Below are 25,126 nucleotides of genomic sequence, written 5' to 3' on the forward strand. Positions count from 1 at the left end.
AGCACGTCAATCCGAATGGCGGCGCGATCGCGCTGGGCCATCCGCTCGGCATGTCGGGCGCGCGCATCACCGGCACGGCGGCGCTGGAGCTGCAGGCCCGCGGCGCCAAACGCGCGCTCGCCACCATGTGCATCGGCGTCGGCCAAGGCATCGCAATCGCCATCGAGGCGGTGTGAGCGGGATTGCAGGTCCGGTGCCGGCGAGGCGAAGGGATTGAAAATCGCGCCTCGCGCTATAATATGATCAAAATACTCAACAATTAAAAGACGGGAATCTTGATCATGCAGAAAGCGACCGCCCGCTTCGAAACGGCCCATGGGCGAAAATACCTCGCCCAGCTCTGCAAGCACTTCGGCCACAAGACCGAGGTGGAATATTCCGAGGACGAGGGGCGCTGCGCCCTGTCGACGGGCCCGGCTGAGATGCATGCCGACGACGGCGGCATCACCTTCGACGTGCATGCCGAGGACGCGGCCGGCCTGGAGCGGGCCAAGGGGATCATCGTCAGCCACCTCGTTCGCTTCGCCTTTCGCGAAAACCTCGAGGAACTGGCCTGGTCCGAGGCTTGAGCCCTACAGCGCCATCCCGCCATCGACCAGCATCACCTGGCCGGTGATGTAGTCGGATTCCGGCGCGCAGAAGAGGTAGACGCCGTTGGCGGCTTCGTCCGGCGTGCCGGCGCGGCCGAGCGGAATGGAGGCCTTCACGCCCTCGATCACCTTGCTCGGAATGCCGACCGTGACTGTGTTGCCGTCGACGGTGACGGATCGCTTCTCGTCGGAGACCGCGGTCATGCGCGTCTCGATATAGCCGAAGGCGACGCAATTGACGTTGACCTTGTGGCGTCCCCACTCCTTGGCGAGCGTCTTCGTCAGGCCGATGAGGCCCGCCTTGGCCGAGGCGTAGTTGGCCTGGCCCATATTGCCATGCGTGCCCGACACCGAGGAGATGTTGACCACCTTGCGAAACACCTCGCGGCCGTCTCCGGCCTCGATCTCGGCGGCTTCGCGGATCGGCCCGGCGGCGGCACGCAGGATGCGGAACGGCGCCTTCAAATGGACGTCGAGCATCGCCTCGAACTGCTCGTCGCTCATCTTGTGGATCATCGCATCCCAGGTGTAGCCGGCATTGTTGACGATGATGTCGACGCCGCCGAAGGCGTCCATGCCCGCGGCGATGAAGCGGCCTGCGAAGGCGGGATCGGTCACGCTGCCGACCGCGGCCACGGCCTCGCCGCCGGCCGCCCTGATCGTCGCGACGACCTCGTCCGCGGGCCCGGCCTCCAGGTCGTTGACCACCACCTGCGCGCCTTCGGCCGCCAGCTTCAGCGCCACGGCGCGGCCGATCCCCCGTCCGGAACCGGTTACATAGGCGGTCTTGCCCGCGAGTTTCGCCATCGTGTTTCCCCCTCTGGCATGCCCGTTGCGCCGATTGCCGAGGTGCCCCCGGCATCCGGCCGAAGTCAAGGCGCAATTGCGGTCAACCTCGCCTCGCAAGGCCGCGGGCATAGCCGTTGCTGATCAGGCTCGTGAGCCGGTCGCGCTCGGCCTCAAGGAAGTCGTTGGCGATGAGCAGCGCGCGGATCGCGTCGCGTGGGTCGCCGCCGCACAGGACGATCGTCGCGTCGATGGCAGCCTCGATCTCGAGGACTTCGGCGGGGCGTTCCGGTTGGATCGGATCCTGGTCCATGGTCCTGTCCTGCTAATGAAAATTGCGGCCCTTGGGCAGCATGCGCACATTGCGCGGATGCCGCCACAGGCTGGGCGATTGGGTTCGGGTTGCGGCGGCGGGCGCCGACAGCGCCTCCATCAAATCGCCGGTCAGGTCGGTCAGGCGCTGGGCGACGACATGGGTCACGCCCTGTTCCTGCTGCAGCACGCCCTCGATCGCCACCATGCGCGCGCCCATCACGATGCGGCGATGTTTTTCGAAGACCTTCGGCCAGACGATGGCGTTGGCGATGCCGGTCTCGTCCTCCAGCGTCATGAAGATGACGCCGCTGGCGGTGCCGGGCCGCTGACGCACCAGCACCAGTCCCGCCACCTGCACCCGGCGGCGGTTGCCGTGATTGTCCAGCGCCTTGGCCGTGACGATGCCCCGACCGGATATCTGTTCGCGCAGGAAGGCGACGGGATGCGCCTTGAGCGACAGGCTGAGCGCCGAATAGTCCTCCACCACCTGTTCGCCGGGCTGGAGTTCCGGCAATTCGACATGCGCCTGTTCCTGCAGCAGCGCGGCGATGCCGTTGCTGTCGCGGGCAAAAAGCGGCAGGTCGTCCTCCCGGACCAGCCGGCCGGCCATGCCCGCAAGCCCCTTGATCTCCCACAGCGCCGCGCGCCGGTCGAGCCCGATGGAGCGGAAGGCGTCGGCATTGGCGAGTCGCTCCAGACTGCCCCGGTCGAGGCGCGTGCGCACATGAAAGTCGCGCATGGACGTGAAGGGGCCGTCGCGGGCGGCGATCAGGATCCGGGCCGCGTCCTCGCGCAGCCCGTCCACCTGCCGCAAGCCGAGCCGGATGGCGCAGGCATTGCCGCCGAGGCCGGTGGGCGCGGCCGGCCTGTCCAGCGGCTCCAGCGCATGGTCCCATAGACTGTGATTGACGTCGACGGGACGCACGACGCCCTCGTGCTCGCGAAAATCCCGGACGATGGAGGAGGCGGAATAGAACCCCATCGGCTGGGAATTGAGCAGCGCGCAGGCAAAGGCGTCGGGATAGTGGCATTTCAGCCAGGACGAGGCATAGGCGAGCAGCGCGAAACTGGCCGAATGGCTTTCCGGGAAACCGTAATCGGAAAAGCCGCGGATCTGGTCGAAACAGCGTTCGGAAAACTCCGGCGTGTAGCCATTGCCGATCATGCCCCTGACGAAATCGGTCTTGAACTGTTCCACCGTGCCGTGATTGCGGAACGAGGCCATGGCGCGGCGCAGCCGGTCGGCCTTTTCCGGCGGGAAGCCGGCGCCGACGATGGCGATCTTCATCGCCTGTTCCTGGAACAGCGGTACGCCCAGCGTCTTCTTCAACACCGCTTCGAGTTCGGTCGAGGGGTAGTCCACGCTTTCCAGCCCCTGCCGCCGCTTCAGATAGGGATGCACCATGCCGCCCTGGATCGGACCGGGCCGCACGATGGCGATCTCGATGACGAGGTCGTAGAAGTTTTGCGGTTTCAGCCGCGGCAGCATCGACATCTGGGCGCGGCTTTCGATCTGGAAGACGCCGACCGTGTCGGCCTTCTGGATCATCGCATAGGTCTCCGGATCCTCGCGTTGGATGTTCGCGAGCGTGATGTCGGCGCCGTAATGGTCGCGCACGAGGTCGAAACATTTGCGCAGGCAGGTCAGCATGCCGAGCGACAGCACGTCGACCTTGAGGATGTTGAGCGCGTCGAGATCGTCCTTATCCCACTCCACCACGGTGCGGTCCTCCATCGCCGCATTGGCGATGGGCACGACCTCGTCGAGGGGCGTGTCCGTGATGACGAAACCACCCACATGCTGCGACAGGTGGCGGGGAAAGCCGATCAGTTGCGTCACCAGCTTCAGCGTCTGCGTCACGCGGGCGTCCTGCGGGTCGAGGCCGGCCTGGGCGATGCTGTCGCGCGACGGTGCCGAGGACGACCAGCCCCACACCATGCCGTTGACCGCGTTGATGATGTCCGGCGACAGGCCCATCACCTTGCCGACGTCGCGCACGGCGCTGCGGCTGCGGTAGCGGATGACGGTGGCGGCGAGCCCGGCGCGGTGGCGGCCGTATTTTTCGTAGATGTGCTGGATCACCTCCTCGCGCCGCTCATGCTCGAAATCGACGTCGATATCCGGCGGCTCGCCCCGCGCCGCCGAGATGAAGCGCTCGAACAGGAGGTCGATCTCCGTCGGGTTCACCGAGGTGATGCCGAGGCAGAAGCAGACGACCGAATTGGCCGAGGAGCCGCGCCCCTGGCACAGGATCGGCGGCTTGAGGGACCGCGCGTAATCCACGATGCCGTGCACGGTGAGGAAGAAGGGTGCGAAATCCAGTTCGCCGATCAGCTTGAGTTCATGCGTGATCGCGGCGCGGACCGTGTCCGGCAGCCCGTCGGGAAACCGGTTCGCAGCGCCCAGCCAGGCAAGCCGTTCCAGTTCCTCCTGCGGCGTGGCGCTCTGGCCGGCGGTTTCCTTCGGATAGTCGTGTGACAATTCGTCGAGGCTGAATGTGCAGTCGCGCATGATCTCCGCCGTCCGCGCGACGGCGTGTTCGTATCCCGACAAGAGCCGGGTCATTTCGGCCGGCGCCTTCAGGTGGCGTTCGGCGTTCGGTTGCAGGCAGAAACCGGCGTCTTCGATTGTCAGATGGTTGCGGATGCAGGTGAGCACGTCCTGCAGCGGCCGGCGGTCCGGGATGTGGTAGAGCGCGTCATTGGTGGCGACCAGCGGTGTGCCGTGCCGGCGCGCGAGGACGTCGAGGGCGGCGAAACGCGCCTGGTCGTTCGAGCGATAGCGCGGCGCGAGCGCCAGCAGGGTCTGGCGCGCAAACAGCCCGGAAAGCCGCGCCAGCCCGTTCTTGAAGGCCGCGTCGATCTCGTAGGGCGGCATGGCGATCAGCCGCTGGCCGGCGCCGAGCAGCACTAGATCGTCGAAATCGAGATGGCATTCGCCCTTGGGTGCGCGCCGGCTGCCGACGGTCAGGAGCTTGGTCAGCCGGCCATAGGCGGCGCGATCGGTCGGATAGCAGATCACCTCGAAACCGTCGCGCAGCACCAGCCGCACCCCGACCAGCAGCCGGACGCCATGCGCCTTCGCCGCCACATGGGCGCGCACGATGCCGGCCAGCGTGTTGCGGTCGGCCACGCCGATGGCCGCCAAGCCGAGTTTCGCGGCCGTCTCCACGAATTCGCCGGCATGCGACCCGCCATGCAGGAAGCTGAAATTGCTGGTCACGGCCAGTTCGGCATAGGTGATGTCAGACGACGCCGGCATCACGAAAACATCCCGTGGATGAACCAGCGCGGCTGGTCGTTCGTCCGCTCGTAAAGCCCGTCGCGATAAAGCCAGAAGCGCCGGCCGGTCTCGTCCTCGACGCGGTAATAGTCGCGGGTCTGCCGGCTGACATTGCCGCGCAGCCACCATTCCGGCGCGATGCGTTCCGGCCCCTCGGCGCGGGTGATGCGATGCGAGACGCGTCGCCACTGGAACCGTGCCGGCGGCTTGTCGGGCATTTCCACGACGACGTCGACCGGCTCGGGCGTGTCGAACAGCAGCACCGGCCGGGCGAAGGCGGCGTCGTTCTGGCGCGCGCGCATATGGGCCAGCCAGTCGCGATCCGGCCGTGCGTCGAGCATGGAAACCCGCTCGAAGCCGCGTTCGGGCACATAGCTGGCGCGCGGCGCGAACCGCACCACGTTGCGCGGGCCGAAGCGGTTGGCCAGCCGGTCGATCAGGGGCGCGATGTCGCCTGCCTGCGTGTCCTCGCCGGGCATGGCCAGCCCGTGCTGGACGGCGTCGGCGTCCTCGACGTCGAAGGCGGCGAGCGTCGCCGTCTCGAAGCCGAAACCGGCATGGTCGCGGATGCGGTCGAGCCTTTCGCCGAGCAGGCGGGCCAGGTGGTCGGCGTCGCGGCTGAGGCTGGAGGTGCGGATCGCGAGCGTCTCGCGCCAGCCGTCGACCCGGTAGAGTGCCAGTTCGACGCGCCGCGCCGCCTTGCCGGCATGGTCGAGAACCCGCGTCAACTCGCCGCTGAGCCGGCCGATCGTCGTCTCCACGGCGTCCAGCGTGACGATCGGCTCGGCGAAGCGGCAGGCTGCCTGGTAGAAGGGCGGCGCGCAGAGGGGGCCGAAGCTCTCGTCCTCCGATCCGAGCGCCTGGTCGAGCCGCAGGACCGGCAGCGGGCCGAAGCGGGTGACGAGCGGCGCGCGCGGCTTGCCGATCAGCAGGCCGATCCGCTCGAGCCCCAGCCGCTTCAGCCCGGCGACCGTCTCCTCCGCCAGCCGCAGCCCGGCGACGGGCAGCGGCGCCAGTCGCGCGCCGGTCTCGCCGCGGGCGACATGGGTGATCTCCTCGGACCCGAACCGAGCGAGCGCCCAGCCGGCGCCGATGGTCGGCACGACGGCGAGCCGCGCGGTCAGGCCGAACCCCGCGAGCCGTCCGGCCAGGTCTTCGGCCAGCCTTTCCTCGCCGCCGAACAGATGCGCGCAGCCGTCGATGTCGAGGCACAGCCCGTCGGGGGCTTCCATGCGCACCAGCGGGCTGTAGCGCTGGCACCAGAAGGCCAGCCGCCGCAGCGCCTGCCTGTCGCCGGCCGCATCGGCGGCTTCGACGACGAGCGGCGGATGCATGGCGCGCGCGTCGGTCGTCGCCATGCCGGCAAAAAGCCCGAGCGCTTCGGCTGCGCCATTGGCGGCGGTGATGCGGGCGCCGCTTTCGGCCATGTCGGACAGGACGAGCGGGGTCGTCGCGTCAGCCGGCAGCGCGTTGCCCTGTGTGAAGGCCAAACGACCGCTGCGGCGTTCGATCGGCCAGCGGGGCAGCCAGACGGAAAGATAGCGTTTCATGGTTCCACTCGAGATGCCATTGCCCGCGTCCGCCCCTGCGGGATCTGAGAAGATGGACATGCCAGCGCGGCGCGGTGAGGCCCGGAACGGCCTGCCCGGCGCGGGGCGCTGCGATGCCCGGTTCTGCGGCGACCGACCAACGTGTCATCGCCGCGGTTGCCCCGCCCGCCTGCGGGTGCGTGGCGAAGACCAGTGCGGTCACGCCATGCCTTGCCGCCCCCAGCACCAGTCGCCGGCTGGGGGTGAAGTCGTAGAAACGGTCGTTTTCCGGCAGGATGCCGGTGACGACGGACACGGCCCTGTTGGCCAGCGCCTCCTCCAGCGCCCAGAGCATGGTCTGCGTCTTCGGCGCGCTGACATGGATCAGCCGGTCCGGATCGATGCCGAAGGCGGCGAGCCCGTCGGGGTGGAGCGCGCCATGGCTCGCCGTCTGATAGGCCGGCAGCACCCACAGCATGGGGCCGGGCCGCGTGTCGAGAATGCGCGCCGCCATGCCTAGGCCGAAGCCGAGCGCGGCGGGAAAGTCGGCATATGTCGCCGGCAGGACCTCATGCAGCGCGCCGGTGGCGAAGCCGCCTTCGGGCAGGCTCGCGTCGAAATCCGCCGCGCCGGAGCCGACGACCGGCCAACTCCGTTCGTCCGCACGCTCCGCCTGGCCGATCTTCTTGCGCAACTCGTCGAGGAGGGCAGGGTCGTTCATGCCGCGCCCCCGCCGGCAATGGCCCATGCGCGGCCCCATGCGCGCGCGAACCCGGCCATGGCGGGCCGTCCGTGAACGCGAAAAAGCCCGTTCCCGGGCGCAAGGGGCGAGATCGTCTGCATGATCTCATGAAAGAACAAAACAGGAACAAATGCAACAGGAGTCTGCGCCGGCAGGAGCGAAACCTGCCCAAGGGTCAGGGAGCGAAAAGCTGAAAGTCCCTAGAACTCCACCTCGAGTTCGATGATCTCGTCCGGCTCGGCCAGCGCGCCTTCCTCCCACGCCTTCATCAGCGGCCAGTCGAAGACATGGTCGCAATAGGCGGCGAGTTGCGGTTCCAGTTCGACGGCATAGGTGCGGAAGCGGGTGCAGACCGGCGCATACATGGCGTCGGCCACGGTCGGCGTCTCGCCGAACAGGAACGGCCCGCCATAGGTGTCGAGACATTCGCGCCAGATGGCCTTGATGCGCTCCACATCCGGGCGCGCGCCGGAAAATATCTTGAAGGATTTGTGCCGCGCCTTGATGTTCATCGGCAGCGCCGAGCGCAGATTGGCGAAGCCGGAATGCATCTCCCCGCAAAAGGCGCGGCAATGGGCGCGGGCGGCCATGTCGTTGGGCCACAGTCCCGCCTTCGGGCGGATCTCGGCGAGATATTCGGCGATCGCCAGCGTGTCCCAGACCGTCACGCCCTCATTGGTCAGGCGCGGAACCAGCACCGACGGCGACAGGAGCAGCAGTTCCTGGCGCATTTCCGGACTGTCCAGGTCGGCCATCGCCTCCTCGAAATCGAGGCCGGCCATGCGGCACAGAAGCCATCCGCGCAGCGACCAGGAGGAATAGTTCTTGGAGGAGATCGTCAGGATTGCCCGGGACATGCCGTCTTCGTCTCGTTGGTTTGGGTTGCCTCAGAAGACAATCTTCTCGCATTGCAAAAAAATTTGCACTAGCTTTTTGCAATGCACCTTGATCGTCGGTTTTCGGGGCCCCTTTGAATGCTGTACCACGCCTACCAGTTCCAGGACGATTTCATGACGCCGCTGCGCGATTTCGCGCGGATGATGATGGGCGGCGGCCTGCCTTTCCAGAACCTCCTGCCCGCCAATTCGGTACAGCGTCGCTTCGCCGCGGCATGGGAGATGATCTCGCGTTTCGAGCTCAGCCACGAGCGGCCGGATTTCCTGATCGACACGGTGACGGTCGGCAATCGCGAGGTGCCGGTGACGGAAGAGGTCGCGCTCGACCTGCCCTTCGGCACGCTCCTGAAATTCGCCAAGGACGTCGATGCGCCGCAGCCGCGGGTGCTCGTCGTCGCGCCGCTCTCGGGCCACTTCGCCACGCTCCTGCGCGGCACGGTCGCGACGCTGTCGCGCGATCACGAGGTCTACATCACCGACTGGAAGAACGCCCGCGACGTGCCGCTGGAGGCCGGTCAGTTCGGCGTGGAGGATTATGTCGCCTATCTCATCCGCTTTCTGGAGGAGATCGGACCGGGCGCGCACATCCTCGCCGTCTGCCAGCCCTGCGTGCAGGCGCTGGCCGCCGTCGCGGTCATGTCGCAGGAAAAGCACCCCGCCACGCCGCGTTCCATGACGCTGATGGCCGGCCCGATCGACGCGCGCGAAAGCCCGACCGAGGTCAACGAATTCGCGGTGTCGAAATCGCTGGAATGGTTCCAGAGCTCGGTCATCTCGAAAGTGCCGTCGCGCTATCCGGGCGGCGGCCGCGCCGTCTATCCGGGCTTCCTGCAGCTCGTCGCCTTCATGGCGATGAACCTCGAACGCCACAACAAGGCGCACCGCAGGCTCTACGACCACCTGGCCAAGGGCGAGACTGCGGAGGCCGAGAAGATCAAGACCTTCTACGACGAATATTTCGCCGTGCTCGACCTGACCGAGGAATTCTACATCGAGACGATCGACCGGATTTTCCAGAAGGCGGAGCTTGCCACCGGCGAGTTCACCTATCGCGGCAACAAGGTTGATCCGGGCGCCATCCGCCACACCGCGCTGCTGACGGTGGAAGGCGGCCGCGACGACATCTGCGCCCTCGGCCAGACCGCCGCCGCCCACGACCTGTGCCGCTCGCTGCGCCCGCATCTGAAGCGCCATCACCTGCAGGCCAATGTCGGCCATTACGGCGTCTTCGCCGGCAGGCGCTGGGAACGCGAGATCTATCCCGTCGTCCGTAACATGATCCTCGCGACCGAGTGAGCCGGGCCGAAACCCCGCCGCCATCCTCCCGCCACACCGTCACGTGATAGCGCGTGATCGATCACACATGGCTTTTCGCCGTGATTGCTTTAGTTTTCTGCCGAATCGCACCTTGATGCCGAGGACGTCCCGCCGTGTTCCAATCCTTCTTTCCCAAACCGAAGCTGTTTTTCCTGTCCGTGATCGTCTGGACCGCCGTCGCGATGATGGTCTGGTACGCGGGTGGCCATAACTGGGGCTCGTATCTGGGGCTTGGCCAGCCGACGCCGGAAGACGGACAGATTGTCGGCATCCATTATTTCTGGTCGCCGTCCTTCCTCTGGCTCTACGTCTATTACGTCCTCGCGGTGGCGATCTTCACCGCCTTCTGGTTCGTCTGGTCGCCGCATCCCTGGCAATGGTGGTCCATCGTCGGGTCCGCGGTGATCCTGTTCAACACCTATTTCGGCGTGCAGATATCGGTCGCGCTCAACAATTGGCGGCGTCCGTTCTTCGACCTTGTCCAGGGGGCGTTCAACAAGGATGCGGTCACCAACGGGGCCGATTTCTATAATCTGCTCTGGATCTTCGCGACGATCGCCTTCATGGCGATTTTCGTCTTCGTGGCGTCGCGCTTCCTCATCAGCCACTGGATCTTCCGCTGGCGCACGGCGATGAACGATTACTACATGGAGCGTTGGGACAAGCTGCGCCACATCGAAGGCGCCTCCCAGCGCGTGCAGGAAGACACGATGCGCTTCGCCGGCATCATGGAGGGGCTCGGCGTTCAGATGATCGATGCGGTCATGACGCTGGTCGCCTTCCTGCCGCTGCTCTGGTCGCTCTCGCAATATGTGACGGAGTTGCCGATCGTCGGCGCCATTCCGGCGCCGCTGTTCACGGCGGCGATCGTGTGGTCGCTGTTCGGCACGGTCCTGCTGGCCGCGGTGGGCGTCAAGCTTCCGGGGCTGGAGTTCCGCAACCAGCGCGTCGAGGCCGCCTACCGCAAGGAACTCGTCTACGGCGAGGACAATGCCGAGCGGGCGCAGCCGCCGACGGTGAAGGAGCTGTTCGGCCATGTGCGGAGGAACTATTTCCGCCTCTATTTCCACTACATGTATTTCAACGTGTTCCGGTCGCTGTATCTGCAGGCGGACAACATCTTCGCCACGGCCATACTGATCCCCACCATCCTCGTGGCGGGAGCGGTCGGCTTCACCTACGGCATCATGCAGCAGGTGCTGACCGCGTTCGGCCAGGTCTCCAGCTCGTTCCAGATTCTGGTCTATTCATGGACGACGATCGTCGATCTGCTGTCGATCTACAAACGCCTCAAGGCCTTTGAATCCGCGATCGGCGGCGAAGAGCTGCCGACCATCGACCAGGAATGGCTCGCCATCCATGGCGCGCCGGTCCCGGGCGACGATCCGTCCCAGCCGGTCGGCCCCGGCGTCTAGCCCGCACACCCCACGCACCGCGTCGCCATCGGATCGATGGCGAGGCGGCCGTCGGGGATTTCCTCGCCGCATTCCTCGCAATATCCGTAATCGCCGGAGGCGATGCGCCGTTCCGCCATCTCGATGCGCACCAGGTCGCGGGCGCGGGCCCGTTCCGCGGCTTCCGCCATCGCCTGCTGCTGCATCGCATCCATGCGCGACAGCCGGCCGACGGCCACCTGGTCGAGCTCGACCGGCGCCCGCGCCTCCGCGCTCATCGCCCGGTGCGTCCCGATTTCGGCACGCTTTTCCGCCAGGCGCCGTTTTGCCTTTTCCGCATCGATTGTCATATAGACAGGCTATTCCTCGGCGGCACACCGAACAAGGCACAAGGGTTTCCCATGATCTGGCTCATCGCAGGCATCGTCCTCTTTCTCGGTGTCCACTCGATCCGCGTCTTCGCGCCGGCCTTTCGTGACCGGATGATCGCCGAACGCGGCGAAAACGCCTGGAAGGGCGTCTATTCGCTCGTCGCCATCGTCGGCCTCGTGCTCCTGATCTGGGGCTATGGCCAAGCCCGGCCGGAAGCCGCCTTCTTCTACGAGCCGCCGGTCTTCGTGAAACACATCGTGACCGTGCTGATGCTCCTCGCGATGATCCTGCTGGTCTCCGCCTACGCGCCGGCGGGCCACATCAAGAAGCGCGTCAAGCATCCGATGATCACGGCGGTGAAGGTCTGGGCGCTTGCCCATATTCTCGCGAACGGCGACGCCGCGACCCTGCTTCTGGCGATCACCTTCCTCGCCTGGGCCGTGATCGTGCGCATTTCGGAGAAGCGGCGCGGCGATCCGGTCTTCGGGCCGGTTTCCATCGTCGGCGACGTCGTCGCGGTGGTTGTCGGCACGGCGCTGACCGTCTGGTTCATCATGCAGTTGCACGCCTTCCTGTTCGGCGTCTCGCCGATCTGAGGCAGGGGCTGCAGTCAGGCCCCTTTCTTTTGCCGCCAAATCCCGTAAAAGCGGCCCACGCATAAGTGACAGAACGACGGGACATCCATGTCTGACGACAGCTTTATCCGCGAGGTCGAAGAGGAACTCCGCTCCGATCGGATGAAAAGGATCTGGGATCGCTTCGGCCCCATCCTCATCGGGGCCGCGATCCTCATCGTGATCGCCACGGCCGGCTATCGCGGTTACCAGTATTACACCGACAGCCGCGCTTCGGCCTCCGGCGACCGGTTCCTGGTCGCGCTCAACCTGGCCAATGACGGCAAGCCGGACGAGGCGCTGGCTGCCCTTGAGGAATTGGAAGGCGACGGTTACGGCGCCTATCCGGTGCTGGCCCGCATGCGTGCTGCCACGGTGCTGCAGGAAAAGGGTGATTCCGCTGGCGCCGTCGCTGCCTTCGACGCGGTCGCCGCGGATTCGTCCGCGCCCGCTGCGGTACGCGACATGGCGAAGATCCGCGCCGCCTACATCCTGGTCGACACCGGCAGCGCGGCCGATGTCGCCGAGCGCGCCGAATCGCTGTCGTCCGACGAGAACCCGCTGCGCCACGCCGCGCGCGAGGCGTTGGGCCTTGCCGCGTGGAAGGAAGGCCGCCTTGGCGACGCGAAGGTCCTGTTCCAGCAGATCGTCGATGATCCGAGCGCGCCGCGCAACGCCCAGCAGCGCGCCGGCATCATGCTCGACCTGATCACGGCCTCCGGCGAGGTTTCGGAGGGGTGAGCTTCACCGTCGCCATTGTCGGACGTCCGAACGTCGGCAAGTCGACGCTGTTCAACCGGCTCGTCGGCCGGCGCCTCGCGCTGGTGGACGACACGCCGGGCGTGACCCGCGACCGTCGTCGTCACGCCGCCAAGCTCTACGACCTGACATTCGACGTCATCGACACCGCCGGCCTCGAAGTCGGCGATGCCGAAACGTTGCAGGGCCGCATGCGCGCCCAGACGTTGCGCGCCATCGACGAGGCCGATGTCGCGCTCTTCATCACGGACGCCAAGTCCGGCCTGACGCCGGACGACCGCACCTTCGCCGACATCCTGCGCAAGTCCGGCAAGCCGGTCGTCGTCGTCGCCAACAAGGCGGAAGCCCGTTGCGCCGAGGCCGGCCTCTACGAGACCTATGCGCTCGGACTGGGTGATCCGGTCGGCATTTCCGCCGAACACGGTCTCGGCCTTGCCGACCTGCGCGACGCCGTCGTCGCCGCCGTCGGCGAGGAGCGGGCGCTGGCCGAGGACGAGGAGGAGGTGGCCGACACCGCAGACGACCTCGTCGGCGAGGACGTCAACGACGAGACCGAGGAGGACATCCCGGCCTATGACGCGTCGAAGCCCCTGCGCATCGCCATTGTCGGGCGGCCGAATGCCGGCAAGTCGACGCTGATCAACCGGCTGATCGGCCAGGACCGGCTTCTGACCGGCCCGGAGGCCGGCATCACGCGCGATTCCATTTCCGTCGACTGGGAATGGAAGGGCCGCAAGATCAAGTTGTTCGACACCGCTGGCCTGCGCCGCAAGGCCCGTGTCCAGGAGAAGCTGGAAAAACTCTCCGTCGGCGACGCGCTGCGGGCCATCCGCTTCGCCGAAGTTGTCGTCATCGTGCTCGATTCGCAGATCCCGTTCGAGAAGCAGGATCTGCAGATCGCCGACCTGATCATCCGCGAGGGCAGGGCGCCGGTCATCGCCTTCAACAAGTGGGATACGGTCGAAAATCGCCAGGAATCGCTGGCGGATCTGCGCGAAAAGACCGAACGTCTGCTGCCGCAGGTGCGCGGCATCCGCGCGGTGCCGATCTCCGGCCAGACCGGCGCCGGCCTCGACAAGCTCATGCAGGAGATCGTCGGAACCCACGAAGTGTGGAACCGCCGCATCTCCACCGGCCGCCTGAACCGCTGGCTGGAGGGAGTTGTTCAACACCACCCGCCACCCGCCGTCGCCGGCCGCCGCCTCAAGCTCCGCTACATCACCCAGGTCAAGATGCGCCCGCCGGCCTTCGTCCTGTCCTGTTCGCGGCCGGACGCCATGCCTGCGTCATATTTGCGATATTTGACGAACACGCTGCGTCAGAATTTCGACCTGCCCGGCGTTCCGATCCGTCTGATGACGCGCACGAGCGACAACCCCTTCGCAGGCCGGGCCAAAAAGAAGAAATAGGGCTTCCCGTCCCGTTTCTGCACGGCCTCCCGCGCGCATTAACCGGCTGTCAAGGTTAATCAAGCACTGTGATCGGCATACTCGTATTGCGTGGCGTCGATTACGGAGAAGTGCATTGGGTGAAACGAAGTCCCGGACGGCTCGCAGCCTTGCGGCCCGCATGTCCGCCCCGGCGATTCTGGCGGCTGCGTTCTACATTGCCAGTCCCACGACCGTCGCGTTCCAGGACATCTCCGGCCTGCTGACCGGCGCCGACGGGAACGGCGCGCGCTGGCACACTTTCCTGGAGGATTCGGTCGCCGGATCCATCCACCAGGTCGAGGCCCGGTTCAATGTCGACCCGGTGGTGACCGGCTCCATCTCGTCCACCGGCATCGATGCGCCCGAACTGGGTCGGGTCGTCATGGCCCCGCTGAAGCCGGAGGTCGCTGACACGCCGGACGAGGCACGCGTCAATCGCGCCGAGAAGACGGGACGAATCATGTCTGTCGCGCCGACTGCGCCGCCGAAGGGCTTCTCGGCAGGCTCGGTGCTCGAGCGTCACAGCCGCATCATGGGGCCGGCCGTCGCCGACGACACGCTGATGGCCTTCGCCAAGCCGAGGATCGGCGGCAAGGAAATCCAGATCGCCACGGAGTTCCACAAGCGCGCCGATCCAACGCGCGACGCCCAGGTTCCGATCATGCTCGCCAGCCTTGTCACCAACGACAAGGCTGATTCGCTTGCGACGGCCTATGCGCCGGTTGGTCCCGACTTCGCGCGCGAATCGCCCTTTCGCAGCCTGTTGAAAGAGCCGGAGGTCGAACAACTCGGACGATTCATTCCGCCGGTCCCGAAGAGCGACCATCCCTGGGCCCGCACCCCGCTGCCACCTGTAGTCTTCAACGATCGGGAGCAGAAATGCCTCGCCGAGGGCGTCTATTTCGAGGCGCGCGGTGAAAAGGTGAAGGGACAGGCCGCGGTCGCCCAGGTGATTCTCAACCGTGTCCGCAATCCCGCCTTCCCCAACACCATTTGCGGCGTGGTCTATCAGAACGATCACTGGCGCAATCGCTGCCAGTTCTCCTTTGCCTGCGACGGCAAGAAGGAGCGCATCAATTCTCCCAAGCACTGGAAGACCGCGCAGGATGTCGCGATGGCCGTCACGGCCGGCAAGATCTGGCTCGACGAGGTCGGGTCCGCGACGCATTATCATGCCGTTTACGTGCGGCCGCGCTGGGCGCGCACCATGCAGCGCAAGGCCCGTATCGGTCTGCATATCTTCTACCGCACCTATGGCGGTGGCTGGACCTGAGCCTTCGTTCGGGCCGGTTCTTGTGGGCATGGTCGCGTATCGAGACTGCGACCATTTGCTAATCCCAGCATAACGCTCTGATTTTACTGCGAAAAATCAACCTTTTCGCAGGCGCAAACGCGCCTTGACTAGGCAACATGGCGAAACTATGTTGCGCGCGACTTCACCAAGGGTCTCCGTTTTCCGATGCTCCAGCCCAAACAGTCCGATGGCAGGCGATAAGTCGCCGCACAAGCCGGACGAAGAGGCTGGGAAGCGAGCGGAAGGCGGCGCTGGTGCGGTCGGCGATCTGGATTCCCGTCGCGCAGCGCTCAATGCGGCTTTGGCCGAGCGCAAGGCGGATGACGACGGGCAACCGAATCGCAGGACGGGCGGCGGAGCCGGTTTCGCCAACGCTTTGAGGCTGTCGAGCGAGTTTGTCGCCGGTGTGCTGGTCGGAGCGGGGATCGGCTACCTGATCGACCGCATCGCAGGCATTGCGCCGTGGGGCATGATCGTGTTTCTGCTCCTGGGCTTTGTGGCCGGCGTGTTGAACGTACTCAGGTCTGCCGGTCTCGTGGCGGCGCCGGAGGATAAATCAGGGTCCGGCCGCAAGTCGGACGGGGAACAGAATTAGCCGCGCGACGCGCGACAACTGAAGGGTTTTGCGGTGGCAAACGATCCGATCCACCAGTTCCAGATCAACAAGATCATTCCGATCGAGAATGTTGGTGGTCTCGACCTCTCCTTCACCAATGCGTCGCTGTTCATGGTTGTGACGGTGGCCGCGGTTTCCGGCTTCCTCTATCTGACGACCGCCAATCGCGGGCTGGTCCCGGGCCGCATGCAGTCGATCTCCGAGATGGCGTATGAATTCGTCGCCTCGATGCTGAGAGACGCGGCGGGAACGCAGGGGATGCGGTTCTTCCCGTTCGTCTTTTCTCTCTTCATGTTCGTGCTGGTCGCCAACCTGTTCGGCATGTTCCCCTATTTCTTCACCGTGACCTCGTCGATCATCGTCACCTTCGCCCTGTCGATCCTGGTGATCGGGACGGTCGTGGTCTACGGCTTCATGAAGCATGGCGCCAAGTTCCTCGGCCTTTTCGTGCCCGACGGCGTGCCCGGGCTTCTCGTTCCGCTGGTCGTGCTGATCGAAGTGATCTCCTTCCTGTCGCGTCCGATCAGCCTTTCGGTTCGTCTGTTCGCCAACATGCTGGCCGGCCACATCACGCTGAAGGTCTTCGCGGGCTTCGTGACGTCGCTCACCGCGATGGGCGCCATCGGCATCGGCGGCGCCATCCTGCCGCTGGCCATGACCGTGGCGCTCACCGGCCTGGAATTCCTCGTGGCCTTCCTTCAGGCCTACGTCTTCGCAGTGCTCACCTGCATGTATCTCAACGACGCATTGCATCCGAGCCACTGACCCGTTAACCGGCGGCCAGCCGCCAAGTTCATCCGCAAATTCTCATCCAAAGGAGTTCATCATGGAAGCGGAAGCAGCAAAGTTCATCGGTGCAGGTATTGCATGCCTCGGCATGGGCGGAGCCGGCATCGGCCTCGGCACCATCTTCGGCAACTACCTCTCCGGCGCCCTGCGCAATCCGTCCGCAGCAGACGGCCAGTTCGGCCGCCTGATCTTCGGCTTCGCCGTGACGGAAGCTCTGGGCATCTTCTCGCTGCTCGTCGCGCTCCTGCTGCTCTTCGCGGTCTGATCGCACGTGCATCGACACCGGCCGGGTCTCCCGGCCGGATCGCTCCAGGATAAAGCGCGGCACCGCCGCGCCATTCTCCGTTAGGGAACGCCCATGTTTGTAACCCAGGCAATTGCCGAAGAAGCCGCTCATGGCGCTGCAGAAACGGCGCACGCCGCCGCCGACGCGCATGGGGGCGGGGCGTTTCCGCCCTTCGATTCCTCGACCTTCGCCTCGCAGCTCTTCTGGCTCGCCCTGACTTTCGCCTTCCTCTACTGGTTCATGTCGAAGGTCATCGTGCCGCGCATTGGCGGCATCCTGGAAACCCGCCAGGATCGCATCGCCCAGGATCTCGACAAGGCGCATGAGCTCAAGGCCGAGGCCGACGAGGCGATCGCCGCCTACGAGCAGGAACTGGCTCAGGCCAAGGCATCCGCCAACGAAATCGGCAACAAGGCGCGCGACACAGCCAAGGCTGCGGCCGAGGCCGAGCGCCACAAGGTCGAAGCCAAGCTTGCTGAACAGCTCGCCGAAGCCGAAACCCGCATCGCATCGATCCGTGATCAGGCCATGGCCGATGTCGGATCGATTGCCAACGAGACCACGCAGGCCATCGTCGATCGTCTGATCGGCGCGCAGGTCAGCGAGGCCGAGGTGCAGAACGCCCTGGGAGGCGCCAATGGCTGACGCAACATTCTGGGCGCTGATCTCGCTTCTGATCTTCCTGGGCATCGTCCTCTATGTGAAGGTGCCGAGCACCATCGCCAACGCGCTTGACGATCGTGCGGACAAGATCCGCAACGAGCTGGAAGAAGCCCGTAAGCTGCGCGAGGAAGCGCAGGCCCTGCTGGCCGAATACCAGAAGAAGCGCAAGGAAGCAGAAAAGGAAGCCGCCGACATCGTCGACGCCGCCAAGCGCGAAGCCGACATGATCACGACGGAAGCCAAGCAGAAGACGGACGAATATGTCGCCCGTCGCACGGCGCTGGCCGAACAGAAGATTGCGCAGGCCGAAGCAGACGCGTTGAGCGAAGTGCGCGGTTCCGCCGTCGATATGGCGCTCGCCGCCGCGACGCGGATCATCGGCGAGAAAGTGTCTTCGGACACCGCCGGCGACCTGTTCCGCAAGTCGCTTGACGAGGTCAAGGCGCGCATGAACTGAGCCGGTTTTCGGCTGACACATATCAGGCCGGGCCGCCGCGAGGCGCCCGGCCTTTTTCATGGCTTCAGCGGGGAGAAGGTGAAGCGGTGCAGTCGGGCCACGCCGCCATGCGCCATGATCGCTTCGCGATGCACCTTGGAGCCATAGCCCATGTGCCGCTCCAGCCCGTATTGCGGGTGGGTCGGGCCGATCCGCATCATCATGCGGTCGCGGGTCACCTTGGCGATCACGGACGCTGCAGCGATCGACAAAGACCGGCTGTCGCCCTTGATCACGGCGCGAGGCGCAACTGCGAACGCAAGACCCGGCGGCACGTCGCGCCCGTCGAAAAGGGCGCTGGCCGGCGTCAGGGCCAGCCCCTCGACCGCGCGGCGCATCGCCGTCAGGCTGGCGCGCAGGATGTTGCTTTCATCGATCGAGACCGCGCACAGGCTGGCGACACTGACGGCCAAGGCGGCCTCCAGGATCTCGCCATGCAGGCGCTCGCGCACCCGCGCCGTCAGTTTCTTGGAATCGTTCAGCCCACGGGGCACCGCGTCAGGGTTCAAAATGACCGCGGCGGCGACGACCGGACCGGCGAGCGGGCCGCGTCCGGCCTCGTCGACACCCGCGACATGCTTGTACCCGGCCTGCCAATAGGCGCCTTCCAGACGGAAATCGGGACTTGCGGGAAGCTCCACGCCGTCGAGCGGCAGGAGCGGAGAATCGGGAGGCGTGTTCGTGGCTGTCATGGTGCGGCGCGACATACCACGAATTGCGGTCACGCGCTCCCGATTCTCCCTGGAGCGACCCCGGCCAAAGCGGGTTGAAGGGCAGGGCGGGCCATCAACGCGCAGTCGTCGGTCGGGGTCTTGCCAGCGGGCGGGCCGGAGGTCGGAAAGGGGATGCCCCAACCGCCCGCAGGTTCTCAAAGCCGCCCTACAGCAGGCTCAGCTGTTCGGTCTCCGGCTTCGGTGGCACGAACAGCTCGGTGCGCAGCTTAAGCCGGCTCGTATTGAGGCCGAGACGTTTCGTCGCCAGTTCGAAACGGCGCGCGATCTGCCAGGCATAAGGCCCGGTCCCGCGCATCCGCTTGCCCCATTCGGCGTCGTAATCCTTGCCGCCGCGCATCGAGCGGATCAGCGACAGGACGTGGCGGTAACGCTCCGGATAATGGCGCAGCAGCCACTCCTTGAAGACAGGCGCGACCTCCAGCGGCAGGCGCAGCAGCACATATCCCGCCTCACGCGCGCCCATGCCGGCAATCGCATCGAGGATCTTCTCGATCTCGTGTTCGTTGAGCCCCGGAATGATGGGCGCGACCATGCCCGAGGTTGGAACGCCGGCATCCGTCAGGATGCGTATCGCCTCCAGCCGCTTCGTCGGCGCAGAGGCGCGCGGCTCCATGGTCCGAGCCAGCCGCCGATCCATCGTCGTCACCGAAAGCGCCACCTTGGCGAGGCCCTTTTCGGCCATGCGCGCCAGAATGTCGATGTCGCGCGTCACCAGATGCGATTTGGTCACGATGCCTACCGGATGGTTGTGGCGTTCCAGCACCTCCAGAATGCCCCGCATCAGCTTCCATTCGCGCTCGATCGGTTGATAGGGGTCGGTGTTCGTGCCGATGGCGATCGAGCGCACCTGGTAGCCCGGCTTGGCGAGTTCGCGCTCCAGCAGCTTCGCCGCGTCCGGCTTGGCGAACAGCTTGGCCTCGAAGTCGATGCCCGCCGACAGCCCCATATAGGCATGGGTCGGGCGTGCGAAGCAGTAGACGCAGCCATGTTCGCAGCCGCGATAGGGGTTGATCGAACGGTCGAAAGAGATGTCCGGTGAACTGTTGCGCGTGATGATCGTGCGCGGTTGCTCGATCTGCACCTCGGTCTTGAAAGGCGGCAGGTCCTCGAAACTGTTCCAGCCGTCGTCGAAGACGCTGCGCGCAAACGGCTCGAAGCGTCCGGACGGATTGACGGCACTCGCACGACCGCGCGCGCGCTGCTCATGCATGCGCAGGCCGGATTGTGCGATCAGCGTATTGGCACACTCGGTTCCCTGTTCGGCCGAACCGGAAAATGCCATCCGGTCCGCTTCTGCGATCACGTCCATGCTGTCTGCCTCCGGTTCGCTGTGGAATCACTGCGGGGATGACTTTATTCCTATCTCTTGAATCGGAACATAGCAAGAACAAACTGTCGGCGCTTGCAATCCGGTGGGGCTCTGCTAGGCAGACCGACAGGGGGCGAAATGGTCACGATCCTGTTTTTCACACACAATCAGGCGATCCTCCTGGCACGTTCGCTCGCACCGTTGGTGCATGACGCCATCGAGGGGCACGTCGCCGAGGTCGTCGTGATCGACGCGGGTTCCACTGATTCGACGGCGTCGATCACCGATGCGGCCGGTTGCACCGTGGTCGCGGCCGGCTCGCCTTTGCGCGGTATCGTCGAAGCGGCCCGCGCGGACTGGCTGATGGTGCTGGAGCCAGGTGCCCGTTTGGCGGACGGTTGGCACGGCGCGGTAATGGACCACATCATGCGTCCCGATGCTGCGGCGGCCAAATTCAAGCCGAAGACCAACGGAAACTGGTTCACGCGCATCTTTCGGCCGGTCACGGCCGGCCGCGGACCGCTTGCGCCCGGTCTTCTCATTTCCCGGCGACAGGCGTTGGCCAATCTGTCCGCTGAAGCGGCCGGTGCCGAAGATCTGGTGCGCGGCCTGGCGGTGAATCCGCTCGACGCCGAAATCGAGATGGCGCCGAAAAGCTAGACCGCGCGTTGCGCAGTACTTCGCATGGATGGTGTCATTTGTACCTGACCCGACGGAAATTTTTCCCGAAGGGGCGCTAAACCAGCGGTTCTTTCTGCATTAGCCTGAAGGCATTCGACATGTCGGGGAGGGGCTGATGCTGACACTCTTTTTCCTGGGTTTCGTGTTCATGCTCGCAACGGTGGCGTTGTCGTTGCTGTCCTATGCCGTTGCGCGACGCCTCGGAGGAAAGGAACAGGCGAGCGACACCAAGGATCTCGCCGGCTCGGTCATCTTCAGGGTGTCGGCCCTTCACGGCCTCATCCTCGCGCTCGTCTTTGCGCAAGAGATGGTGGAGTACCAGCAACTCGACACCGAGGTCGCTCGTGAGACCAACGCGATCGCCGACCTGTTCTTCGACATGGAGCGTTACGGTCCAGGCAAGGATCCCGCGGTTCAGGTCGCGCTGAAGGACTATGTGGACATTGTCATCGACAAGGAGTGGCAGGAGCTTGGCGATACCGGCCGTCTGGATTCAACGGCATGGTTGCGGTGGGAGGATGCCTATCAGGGCGTGCTCGATCTCAACCCCGCGACCCCGCGCGAAGAAAGCCTGCGCACCCACATGCTCGACCGCATCCACAACATCGGCGAGACGCGCGACATGCGCGAGAACCATGCGGCGAACACCATTCAGGGCATGTTCTGGTTCGCCGCGATCGCCGGTGTGATCCTCATTTCGGTCGGCTACCACACCTTTCCGCCAAGGCGGCACAACATCGTGCTGCTGAGCATCTTCTCCGCCTTCACCGGGCTGATCCTGTTCTTCATCTACTCGTTTTCGAACCCCTACAGCGATCCGGGGGCGCTCAGGCCGCTCGCCTATGAACGCCTCTCGGCGGAACTCAAGGTGGCGCTCGACGGCGGAAGCTGATCGATCAGGCCGATCGGCCGCCGCCGCGTTTGAGATGCTCGTCGAGGCGTGGCATGATTTCCACGAAATTGCAGGGCATGTGCCTGTAGTCGAGCTGGGCCTTCAAAATGCCGTCCCAAGCGTCCTTGCAAGCGCCGGGAGAGCCCGGCAGCACGAAGACGAAGGTCTGGTGCATCAGGCCTGCCGTCGCACGCGACTGGATCGTCGAGGTGCCGATCTTGTCGTAGGAAATGCGGTGGAAGAGCGTGGAAAATCCGTCCATGCGCTTTTCGAACAGGGGCTCCAGCGCATCCGGGGTCACGTCACGCCCGGTAAACCCAGTCCCTCCGGTCGTGATGATCACCTCGATGTCGGCGCGATAGGCCCAATCGGACACATGCGCGGCGATCGCGTCGCGGTCGTCGGTCACGATGGCGCGTTCGACCAGCACATGACCGGCCTCCTCGATCCTGCCCGCCAGTGTCGCGCCGGACTTGTCGTCCTCCAGCGAGCGGGTGTCGGAAACGGTCAGCACGGCGATGCTCACGGGAATGAAGGATCGGCTCTCGTCCAGGCGGGTCATGCTCTCTCCATCGGCGACGGACCTGTCATGCATGCCTTGATCCACCAATCCGGGTGCTGCTGCAAGAGCGTCGCCGCCGCCGACGCTGCATCGGCTCCGCTCGCATAGACGCCGAAACAGGTCGCGCCGGAGCCCGACATGCGGACCATCAGCGCCGGAGTCGCGCGCAGGGCGTCAAGGCAGGCGCCGATTTCGGGTGCCAACTCGATAGATGGTGCTTCAAGATCGTTGCGGGTCTTCGCGGCCAGCCAGCCCGCCCACTCGCGCGGCGTGCGTAGCGACGCAGCGTCCTCGAGTGCCAGCGGCGGGTTGCGCTTCTGCGCAAGCGCGGAAAAGACGGCTGGCGTCGCGACATGCAGCCGCGGATTGGCAAGTATTATGTGCAGCGCCGGGACATTTCCCACCGCTTGAACGTCCTCGCCGATGCCACGTGCGACCAGCGGTCGCGAGAGGAGGCACATCGGCACGTCTGCGCCGAGCGTCACCGCCTGTTCCGCCACCGTCGCGGCAAGGCTTTCGCAGCTCCAGGCTGCCATCAGCGCGTGCAGGGTCGCGGCGGCATCCGCCGAGCCGCCGCCGATGCCGGCGCCGGCGGGCAGGGCCTTCTCCAGGGTCAGCGAAACCGGCGGCGCCTCCTTGCCGGCCCCGGTCGCGATCGCGCGCATCAGCTCGCGGGCGCGGATGACGAGATTGGTCTCTGGCGCCTCGTTGGCAAGAGCGGCCGCTTCAGGCCCCGTTACGGCGAAACAGTCGCTTGCAGCGGCTCTGACGCCGATCCGGTCGCCGATATCGGCGAAGACGGCGAGCGTCTCGATCAGGTGATAACCGTCATCGCGCTGGCCGGTCACATGCAGCGCGAGATTGATCTTGGCCGGCGCCTGCATCCAGCCGATCTTCATGTCAGACTGGATGCTCGTTGCGATATCGCGAAGCCCTGAAACCGGTCGGCCTCAGCCGCCATTGTTGGTTTCCGGCGAGGCGGCCGTCTTGTCGCCGTCGTCGATCTGGCTGACGGCCAGTTCCGGCACGCCGCCCGGCTTGTTGGAGGCGGCGAGTTTCGCCTCGATCTTGGCGGCGTCGGCCGGCTCGATCTCCATGCCCAGCGCCTGCGACCACTGATAGGTCGCTTCCAGTTTCCGCCCGACCCGCCAATAGGCGTCGCCCAGATGGTCGTTGATGATCGCGTCGCGCGGCCTGAGATCGGTCGCCTTCTCCAGCTCCAACACCGCTTCCTCGAAGCGGCCGAGGCGGTAATAGGCCCAGCCAAGTGAATCGACAATATAGCCATCCCGCGGCCGCCGACTGACAGCGTTGCGGATCATCTCCAGGCCTTCGTCCAGGTTGATGTTCATGTCGATCCAGGAGTAGCCGAGATAGTTCAGCACGTCCGGCTGGTTCGGCGAGAGCTCCAGGGCGCGCTTGAAGGCCGGTTCCGCCTTGTCCCATTGCTTGACGCGCTCATAGGCGATGCCCATGCGGTAGTAGAGGGGCCAGAAGGTGGCGTCGTTGGTGTCGATGTTGGCGATTGCGCTTTCGTAGATGGCCGCGGCCTCGGCATAGTCCTTCAGGGAGGCGAGCACGCCGCCGAGCGCCAGGTAGCCGCGATACTCCTCCGGATGGGTCTCGACCGCATGCGACAGGATCGCCTTCGCCTCGTCGTTCAGGTCGAGGTCGGCGAGGTTGAGGCCCTTCTGCAGTTCGGCCAGATGCCGGAACGACGAATCCTCGGAAATCCGGTCGTAATAGCTGATCGCCCGCTCGGCGAGGCCGAGCCGTTCGGCGATGCCACCCAGCTCGAACTGGATCTGCGCATTGTCCGGGGCGAGCGTGCGGGCCAGTTCCAGATACAGCGCCGCGAAGCTTTCGCCGCCGTCACGGTTGAGCGCGGTGCCGATGTTGAACAGGACCTCGGCCGCGCCATGCGCGGGATCGGCGACCCGGAGGGCCTTGGAAGCGAGCGCCTCGCCCTCTCCGGCAAGGGCCAGCAGGGCGGGATTGGCCGGCGCGACCTTGAGCGCCGCCGCGATCGTTTCGGTGGCCTGTTCGGTTTCGCCGCCGCGGGCGAGGAAGCCGGCATAGCTCTCCGCCATGCGGATATAGGTCCGGGGCGAGGCGCTGCCGCCGGCGGTGCTGTTCATGCCGACGGTGTAGCGGTTCTCGGCCTGCTGCCGCATCCCGGCCGCGTCGGCGATCAGCGCGCCGTGATAGGCGGTGAACAGCGTGTACCATTCCGGACCTTTGAGCGAATCCAGAAGCTCTAGCGCATAGTCGGTCTCGCCGCCGCCGAACCGCGCCCAGGCGCGCATGATGCCGGTCAGAAGGCGCTCCAGATCGCTCTCCTGCGTCAGGATGAGCGCGCTGTCGGCCTGAAGGTAGCGCCGGCCGCGAATGGCGTCGATGCCGAGCACGATCCGCGCCACGCGCTCGATCTGAGAGCCGTCCTGCAACTGCTCGGCAAGCGGCAGGGCGTCGTCGAACTGGCCGTTGGTCACGAGCGCCAGCAGCAACTCCTGCTGAAGCGCGATGTTGTCGGGATCGTAGCGCAGCGCCTCGGAATAATAGGTGACCGCGGCCTCGAAATCATTCTCGGCACGGGCCGTTTCCGCGGCAAGGAACGCGCCGGAGAGAGAATCGGCCGGCGTCAGGTTTTCGTCCGGTCCGCGCTCGGCAGACGCCGGCACCGCCGCAAGGCAGGCGGCGAGGAACAGGGCGGGAAGGACGAAAGATCGTTTCATGAAGGCACCAATCCGGGTTTGCGGTACGAAAGCGCAGAATCG

26 protein-coding genes and 1 pseudogene are annotated in these 25,126 nt (G+C 65.5%); 15 read left to right on the forward strand and 12 right to left on the reverse strand.

All coding sequences use genetic code 11. The features are described 5' to 3' along the window. Together MRY80_RS16545 and MRY80_RS16550 are read left to right on the forward strand one after the other, a co-directional pair. A pseudogene (locus MRY80_RS16545) lies at window positions 1-176 on the forward strand (3-oxoadipyl-CoA thiolase); the annotation flags it as partial. Between the two features lie 105 nt (window positions 177-281). Next, entirely contained in the window at window positions 282-569 is a 288-nt protein-coding gene (locus tag MRY80_RS16550; protein ID WP_293292161.1) for a DUF2218 domain-containing protein, read from the forward strand. Between the two features lie 3 nt (window positions 570-572). Here the strand turns inward: MRY80_RS16550 and MRY80_RS16555 are convergent, their stop codons facing one another. The 6 genes from MRY80_RS16555 to MRY80_RS16580 all read right to left on the reverse strand — a co-directional run bounded on the left by MRY80_RS16555 (window position 573) and on the right by MRY80_RS16580 (window position 8,102). Then, window positions 573-1,397, reverse strand: a complete 825-nt coding sequence (locus MRY80_RS16555) for an SDR family oxidoreductase (protein ID WP_293292162.1) — start codon at window positions 1,395-1,397, stop codon at window positions 573-575. 82 nt (window positions 1,398-1,479) lie between these two features. Continuing rightward, complete coding sequence (locus tag MRY80_RS16560) at window positions 1,480-1,689, reverse strand: hypothetical protein (RefSeq protein WP_293292163.1); 210 nt, start codon at window positions 1,687-1,689, stop codon at window positions 1,480-1,482. A gap of 12 nt (window positions 1,690-1,701) precedes the next feature. Continuing rightward, window positions 1,702-4,953 (reverse strand): error-prone DNA polymerase, encoded by a 3,252-nt coding sequence (locus MRY80_RS16565; RefSeq protein WP_293292164.1) that lies wholly within the window; start codon window positions 4,951-4,953, stop codon window positions 1,702-1,704. Continuing rightward, window positions 4,953-6,524 (reverse strand): DNA polymerase Y family protein, encoded by a 1,572-nt coding sequence (locus tag MRY80_RS16570; protein WP_293292165.1) that lies wholly within the window; start codon window positions 6,522-6,524, stop codon window positions 4,953-4,955. The genes MRY80_RS16565 and MRY80_RS16570 overlap by 1 nt, the downstream gene beginning before the upstream one ends. Then, window positions 6,430-7,224, reverse strand: coding sequence for an inducible mutagenesis protein A (locus MRY80_RS16575; RefSeq protein ID WP_293292166.1), 795 nt, complete (start codon window positions 7,222-7,224; stop codon window positions 6,430-6,432). The genes MRY80_RS16570 and MRY80_RS16575 overlap by 95 nt, the downstream gene beginning before the upstream one ends. Before the next feature lie 221 nt (window positions 7,225-7,445). Continuing rightward, window positions 7,446-8,102 carry a glutathione S-transferase gene (locus tag MRY80_RS16580; protein WP_293292167.1) on the reverse strand — a complete coding sequence of 219 codons (657 nt, stop codon included), beginning with the start codon at window positions 8,100-8,102 and terminating at the stop codon, window positions 7,446-7,448. A gap of 117 nt (window positions 8,103-8,219) precedes the next feature. On the opposite strand from MRY80_RS16580, the gene phaZ reads away from it, so the two are divergent. Both phaZ and sbmA read left to right on the forward strand, forming a co-directional pair. Continuing rightward, window positions 8,220-9,437, forward strand: a complete 1,218-nt coding sequence (gene phaZ / locus MRY80_RS16585) for a polyhydroxyalkanoate depolymerase (protein WP_293292168.1) — start codon at window positions 8,220-8,222, stop codon at window positions 9,435-9,437. A gap of 134 nt (window positions 9,438-9,571) precedes the next feature. After that, complete coding sequence (gene sbmA, locus MRY80_RS16590) at window positions 9,572-10,873, forward strand: peptide antibiotic transporter SbmA (protein ID WP_293292169.1); 1,302 nt, start codon at window positions 9,572-9,574, stop codon at window positions 10,871-10,873. On the opposite strand, the gene MRY80_RS16595 is transcribed toward sbmA, so the two are convergent. Beyond that, window positions 10,870-11,202 carry a TraR/DksA C4-type zinc finger protein gene (locus tag MRY80_RS16595; RefSeq protein WP_293292170.1) on the reverse strand — a complete coding sequence of 111 codons (333 nt, stop codon included), beginning with the start codon at window positions 11,200-11,202 and terminating at the stop codon, window positions 10,870-10,872. The genes sbmA and MRY80_RS16595 overlap by 4 nt on opposite strands. A 51-nt stretch (window positions 11,203-11,253) precedes the next feature. Between MRY80_RS16595 and MRY80_RS16600 the strand changes: the two genes are divergently transcribed. The 9 genes from MRY80_RS16600 (at window position 11,254) to MRY80_RS16640 (ending at window position 18,132) form a co-directional block, all read left to right on the forward strand. Then, window positions 11,254-11,820 carry an NnrU family protein gene (locus MRY80_RS16600; RefSeq protein ID WP_293292171.1) on the forward strand — a complete coding sequence of 189 codons (567 nt, stop codon included), beginning with the start codon at window positions 11,254-11,256 and terminating at the stop codon, window positions 11,818-11,820. A gap of 87 nt (window positions 11,821-11,907) precedes the next feature. Continuing rightward, entirely contained in the window at window positions 11,908-12,579 is a 672-nt protein-coding gene (locus MRY80_RS16605; protein WP_293292172.1) for a tetratricopeptide repeat protein, read from the forward strand. Beyond that, on the forward strand, window positions 12,576-14,006 hold the full coding sequence (gene der / locus MRY80_RS16610; RefSeq protein ID WP_293292173.1) for a ribosome biogenesis GTPase Der: 1,431 nt from the start codon (window positions 12,576-12,578) through the stop codon (window positions 14,004-14,006). Before MRY80_RS16605 ends, der begins: the two co-directional genes overlap by 4 nt. Before the next feature lie 160 nt (window positions 14,007-14,166). Next, complete coding sequence (locus MRY80_RS16615; RefSeq protein ID WP_293292325.1) at window positions 14,167-15,300, forward strand: cell wall hydrolase; 1,134 nt, start codon at window positions 14,167-14,169, stop codon at window positions 15,298-15,300. Between the two features lie 208 nt (window positions 15,301-15,508). Continuing rightward, entirely contained in the window at window positions 15,509-15,916 is a 408-nt protein-coding gene (locus tag MRY80_RS16620; RefSeq protein ID WP_293292174.1) for an AtpZ/AtpI family protein, read from the forward strand. Window positions 15,917-15,949: 33 nt separating this feature from the next. Next, complete coding sequence (locus tag MRY80_RS16625; RefSeq protein ID WP_293292175.1) at window positions 15,950-16,702, forward strand: F0F1 ATP synthase subunit A; 753 nt, start codon at window positions 15,950-15,952, stop codon at window positions 16,700-16,702. A gap of 61 nt (window positions 16,703-16,763) precedes the next feature. Further along, window positions 16,764-16,991: a F0F1 ATP synthase subunit C gene (locus tag MRY80_RS16630; protein ID WP_133283461.1), complete on the forward strand. Its 228-nt coding sequence runs from the start codon at window positions 16,764-16,766 to the stop codon at window positions 16,989-16,991. 93 nt (window positions 16,992-17,084) lie between these two features. Beyond that, the gene (locus tag MRY80_RS16635; RefSeq protein ID WP_293292176.1) at window positions 17,085-17,657 is read left to right on the forward strand and encodes a F0F1 ATP synthase subunit B; all 573 of its coding nucleotides are present in this window, start codon (window positions 17,085-17,087) and stop codon (window positions 17,655-17,657) included. Further along, the gene (locus MRY80_RS16640) at window positions 17,650-18,132 is read left to right on the forward strand and encodes a F0F1 ATP synthase subunit B (protein ID WP_293292177.1); all 483 of its coding nucleotides are present in this window, start codon (window positions 17,650-17,652) and stop codon (window positions 18,130-18,132) included. The genes MRY80_RS16635 and MRY80_RS16640 overlap by 8 nt, the downstream gene beginning before the upstream one ends. 56 nt (window positions 18,133-18,188) lie before the next feature. Here MRY80_RS16640 and MRY80_RS16645 read toward each other — a convergent pair whose 3' ends face one another. Together MRY80_RS16645 and MRY80_RS16650 are read right to left on the reverse strand one after the other, a co-directional pair. Beyond that, complete coding sequence (locus MRY80_RS16645) at window positions 18,189-18,863, reverse strand: ribonuclease HII (protein ID WP_293292178.1); 675 nt, start codon at window positions 18,861-18,863, stop codon at window positions 18,189-18,191. Window positions 18,864-19,050: 187 nt separating this feature from the next. Beyond that, on the reverse strand, window positions 19,051-20,214 hold the full coding sequence (locus MRY80_RS16650; RefSeq protein ID WP_293292179.1) for a PA0069 family radical SAM protein: 1,164 nt from the start codon (window positions 20,212-20,214) through the stop codon (window positions 19,051-19,053). 138 nt (window positions 20,215-20,352) lie between these two features. Here MRY80_RS16650 and MRY80_RS16655 point away from each other — a divergent pair, with 138 nt between their 5' ends. Continuing rightward, window positions 20,353-20,874, forward strand: coding sequence for a glycosyl transferase family 2 (locus MRY80_RS16655; RefSeq protein WP_293292180.1), 522 nt, complete (start codon window positions 20,353-20,355; stop codon window positions 20,872-20,874). Window positions 20,875-21,010: 136 nt separating this feature from the next. Further along, window positions 21,011-21,787, forward strand: a complete 777-nt coding sequence (locus tag MRY80_RS16660) for a hypothetical protein (RefSeq protein ID WP_293292181.1) — start codon at window positions 21,011-21,013, stop codon at window positions 21,785-21,787. Between the two features lie 4 nt (window positions 21,788-21,791). Here the strand turns inward: MRY80_RS16660 and moaB are convergent, their stop codons facing one another. The 3 genes from moaB to MRY80_RS16675 are packed head-to-tail and all read right to left on the reverse strand — an operon-like array spanning window position 21,792 to window position 25,084. Then, window positions 21,792-22,349, reverse strand: a complete 558-nt coding sequence (gene moaB, locus MRY80_RS16665; RefSeq protein WP_293292182.1) for a molybdenum cofactor biosynthesis protein B — start codon at window positions 22,347-22,349, stop codon at window positions 21,792-21,794. After that, window positions 22,346-23,248 (reverse strand): 4-(cytidine 5'-diphospho)-2-C-methyl-D-erythritol kinase, encoded by a 903-nt coding sequence (locus MRY80_RS16670; RefSeq protein WP_293292183.1) that lies wholly within the window; start codon window positions 23,246-23,248, stop codon window positions 22,346-22,348. The genes moaB and MRY80_RS16670 overlap by 4 nt, the downstream gene beginning before the upstream one ends. A gap of 51 nt (window positions 23,249-23,299) precedes the next feature. After that, on the reverse strand, window positions 23,300-25,084 hold the full coding sequence (locus tag MRY80_RS16675) for a tetratricopeptide repeat protein (protein ID WP_293292184.1): 1,785 nt from the start codon (window positions 25,082-25,084) through the stop codon (window positions 23,300-23,302). Window positions 25,085-25,126: the final 42 nt, after the last annotated feature.

The organism is Oricola sp. (assembly GCF_022763245.1).
Lineage (GTDB): Bacteria > Pseudomonadota > Alphaproteobacteria > Rhizobiales > Rhizobiaceae > Oricola.